We start from the raw sequence: 3,596 nt of genomic DNA, 5'->3' as shown, positions 1-3,596 counted from the left end.
TTCGTTTCCACTGTGATCACTCCTGTTTTTTCCTCCAACTAAATCATTAGCTGGGGATACTACAGGGGGGTCAAATTTGGACGCTGATTTACCCCTCTAGGGGGTCAATTTTGAACGCTGAATAACAGAAAAATTGATGAATTAGACGATATTGTTACCAAACATTGTGCGAGCCATATTTTAGATGATTCAACAAATAATGAACACTTTGAAGCTGATGGTGTAAGGCGTTGCATCTATGATAATGTTAGAGAACTATTAGAAATAACCCTATCCAAATACAAATCCAATTAACTACCTTGGAAATAGGGGGTAGATCAAAACTTGTTGGTATATATGATGGTACAATAAAGAGCCGAAGCACTCTTTTCGATACGTTTGGCCAATGATCTATTTAGTATAATTACCCTCTATTCTAACCATATACTAACCATGAAACAAAAAAAGCACCTGCAATTTCTCGCAAGTGCTTGATTTATTTGGCATCCCCAACCGGATTCGAACCGGTGTTGCCGCCGTGAAAGGGCGGTGTCCTAGGCCGACTAGACGATGGGGACCTATGGAACGCGGCGAACATTAGCGAATGATATTTCCGCGTCAATCAAAAAATTTAACTTTTTTACATGAGCACAGTATCTCTGGCGAGATATGCTTTGCTCTGCTAATTTTCATACATGAACAATTTCTTTTTTGCTTCCACACCGCACATCCATTTTGGAACTGGAACGCATCAAAAGCTACCTGACATCATCCATTCATATGGAACCAGGGTTCTTATACTGACAGGCGGAAATTCGTTCGATACTTCAGCTATTTGTCAGAATATATGGGAAAACCTGCAGCAAAAATTTGAAATTCATCGTATTCAAGTCAGTGGGGAACCATCTCCACAACTGGTGGATGAGGCTGTTTCTTCTTATAAAAGTTTTTCACCCGATTGCGTAGTCGCCATTGGCGGTGGAAGTGTTGTTGATGCAGCCAAAGCCGTTGCAGGTCTTTTGCCGAGCGGTGATTCGGTGATGGAGTACCTGGAAGGGGTAGGGCATGGCAAGATTTATACAGGACCATCCACCCCATTTATTGCTTTACCTACTACTGCAGGAACAGGGGGTGAAACCAGTAAAAATGCAGTACTTTCTAAGATTGGAGTAAATGGATTTAAAAAATCGTTCCGGGATGAAAAGCTGGTCGCAAAGCACATTATTCTGGATGCTGAACTGACTTTAAGTTGTCCAAAGCATGTTACTGCCGCATGTGGCATGGATGCGTTCACACAGCTTCTGGAGTCTTATGTATCCACAAACGCCAATGCCATGACAGATGCTCTGGCTCTTAGTGGCCTGGAAAAGATCAGGGACTCACTCATTCCTGCAGTGGATAATGGAAATAATCTGCAAGCCCGAGAAGGAATGTTGTATGCATCCTCGATTTCCGGTTTAACGCTGGCAAACGCAGGCCTTGGCTCTGTACACGGCCTGGCTTCACCTCTGGGGGCATTTTTTCCAATACCGCATGGCGAGGTGTGTGGAACATTACTATTCGAGGCTGCAGCACTTAACATTCGAGCCATGCGAGAGCGCCAAGCCGGGAACCCGGGCTTATTAAAATATGCAGCGATAGGGCGCATGTTTTGCCAGAATGAAGAACTGCCTGACGATGATGCACAAAACAGACTGGTGGAGTTGCTGGAGCATTGGACTGAGCGGCTACTTATGCCACCGCTATCCAATTATGGCGTAAAAGCAGCAGATTCTGATAGAATAATTGATCATATCAGTGGCGGCAGCATGGCGACCAACCCGATTATTTTAACGAGGCAGGAGCTTACAGATCTTCTTTCTTCTCGCCTGTAGGACTTGTTAAATCCGGTCGACTCATCAATTCAGGCCATGCATCACGTATATACTCATAACCTGACCACAGCGTTAACGCAGCAGCAAGCCATAACAGAATCAAACCCGTGTCATGCATGGACAGGCCCAGAATGGTTTCATGCAGCAGAAGGGCGGAAATCGCGGCCATCTGCAGGGCTGTTTTCCATTTTGCGATCAAAGACACATGCACAACCGTGCTGCGTTCAGCCAGCCATTCGCGTAACGCGCCAATCGTGATTTCCCGTCCAATGATTATTACAGCCAGGACGGCTGGCGCATTCCCGCCAGAGACAAGTAATACCAGAGCCGTAGCCACAAGCAATTTGTCTGCAACAGGATCCAGAAAACGTCCGAAAGGGGTTATTTCACCGCGTTTTCGGGCCAAATAACCATCCAGCCAATCTGTAGCTGCAGCCAAAACAAACACCAGCGCGGAAATCCAGTGTCCCATTGAATCAGGCAGATAGAAAACCACCATAAGCACCGGGATCAGAATAACTCTGCCCATGGTTAATTTATTGGAAATAGTCCATTGCATTATATTCTCAAGTATCCCTGCAACTGCGTAGAGGTAAAGGACAAATCCATGATTATTAATTTATTGCTGATTTTAACATGCGTTTGACACTGCACACACAGTGAGAATTACCGCAAATCAATCAGTCATTCCGGTTCTGATTTATTTTTGGCTTCAGTGTACAGCGATTCCAAAGCATCAAGATCCATTTCAGCCAGGGAAAGGTCTCTGGAATCAGCAATTATCTCCATATCTCTGAAGCGGCCGGCGAATTTTCTATTGGTTTGCATCAGACACAGTTCTGCATCTAGGTCTAATTTGCGTGCTAGGTTGGTCAGGGTAAACAACACATCGCCAAATTCATCTTCGATGCGCCTTATGTCCGATTTGTTGCGCACTTCAAACTCCAATTCTTCCAGTTCTTCACGCATTTTAGCGAGCACATCTGAAGCTTCAGTCCAGTCAAAACCAACGCGAGCAGCACGCTGCTGCTGTTTTTGTGCGTATTTAAGTGCAGGCAAAGGAGGGATTCCATCCATCAGGCTGGTGCGTTCAGAATGTTCACCGTCCTTCAAACTGTTCCATTGGTCTGTTAAGTCATCAGGATTTGCATCATCAAAGACATGAGGGTGCCTGTAGATCATTTTCTCGACCAGGGCATCAATAACATCCGCCAGATTAAATTTACCGGCTTCCTCAGCGATCCGTGAATAGAAAAGAACTTGAATGAGAAGATCTCCCAATTCATTTTTCAGGGGTTGCCAGTCATCGGTCGAGTCCGCCAATTCAATGGCTTCAATCACTTCATGAACTTCTTCTAAAGTATAACGCCTCAGCGAGAGGAGGGTTTGTTCGCGATCCCATGGACATTCTTCGCGTAACACCTTCATAAGTGCGTATAACTTATCGTAATGATTATCTTTACCTCTAATTCGGTCCGGCACACTCGCTCCCTATAACTTTACATAATATCCATTATGCGACGTCATGAAATTTCTGTTTTATACATATTCTGTGAAAATTCATCGCTGTCCTTTCGACAAAACATCTCTTACCCACTAAAAACATATATAATCAACACTGCTGTCCGGTTAAGCATTGAGCAGTGCCATCTGGCGAGGATTCACGGTCGGTTTTCGCTTTGGAGGCGGTGAGCTTCCTCCCAGCAATTCGGCGATATTCCTTCGCTGCATGAGGTTGACCGA

General features: G+C 44.9%; 3 protein-coding genes and 1 tRNA gene. 1 reads left to right on the top strand and 3 read right to left on the bottom strand.

The annotated features are described in order from the left end of the window. Positions 1-480: 480 nt before the first annotated feature. Positions 481-557, bottom strand: a tRNA-Glu gene (locus MMIC_RS12230). A 117-nt stretch (positions 558-674) separates the two neighbouring features. Between MMIC_RS12230 and MMIC_RS12225 the strand changes: the two genes are divergently transcribed. Continuing rightward, positions 675-1,853 (top strand): iron-containing alcohol dehydrogenase, encoded by a 1,179-nt coding sequence (locus tag MMIC_RS12225; RefSeq protein ID WP_072660753.1) that lies wholly within the window; start codon positions 675-677, stop codon positions 1,851-1,853. On the opposite strand, the gene pgsA is transcribed toward MMIC_RS12225, so the two are convergent. Both pgsA and mazG read right to left on the bottom strand, forming a co-directional pair. Beyond that, complete coding sequence (pgsA, locus tag MMIC_RS12220; RefSeq protein ID WP_072660752.1) at positions 1,825-2,412, bottom strand: CDP-diacylglycerol--glycerol-3-phosphate 3-phosphatidyltransferase; 588 nt, start codon at positions 2,410-2,412, stop codon at positions 1,825-1,827. The two genes, MMIC_RS12225 and pgsA, sit on opposite strands and share 29 nt — an antisense overlap. A 125-nt stretch (positions 2,413-2,537) precedes the next feature. Next, positions 2,538-3,335, bottom strand: coding sequence for a nucleoside triphosphate pyrophosphohydrolase (gene mazG, locus MMIC_RS12215; protein WP_072660751.1), 798 nt, complete (start codon positions 3,333-3,335; stop codon positions 2,538-2,540). Positions 3,336-3,596 lie beyond the last annotated feature (261 nt).

This window comes from Mariprofundus micogutta (genome assembly GCF_001895085.1).
GTDB lineage: Bacteria > Pseudomonadota > Zetaproteobacteria > Mariprofundales > Mariprofundaceae > Mariprofundus > Mariprofundus micogutta.
This window is presented reverse-complemented; position numbering and strand designations above follow the sequence as displayed.

Excerpts from the sequence above, each read along its gene's own strand:
- MMIC_RS12225 (WP_072660753.1), top strand. The coding sequence starts at position 675 with ATGAACAATTTCTTTTTTGCTTCCACACCGCACATCCATTTTGGAACT.
- pgsA (WP_072660752.1), bottom strand. The coding sequence starts at position 2,412 with ATGCAATGGACTATTTCCAATAAATTAACCATGGGCAGAGTTATTCTG.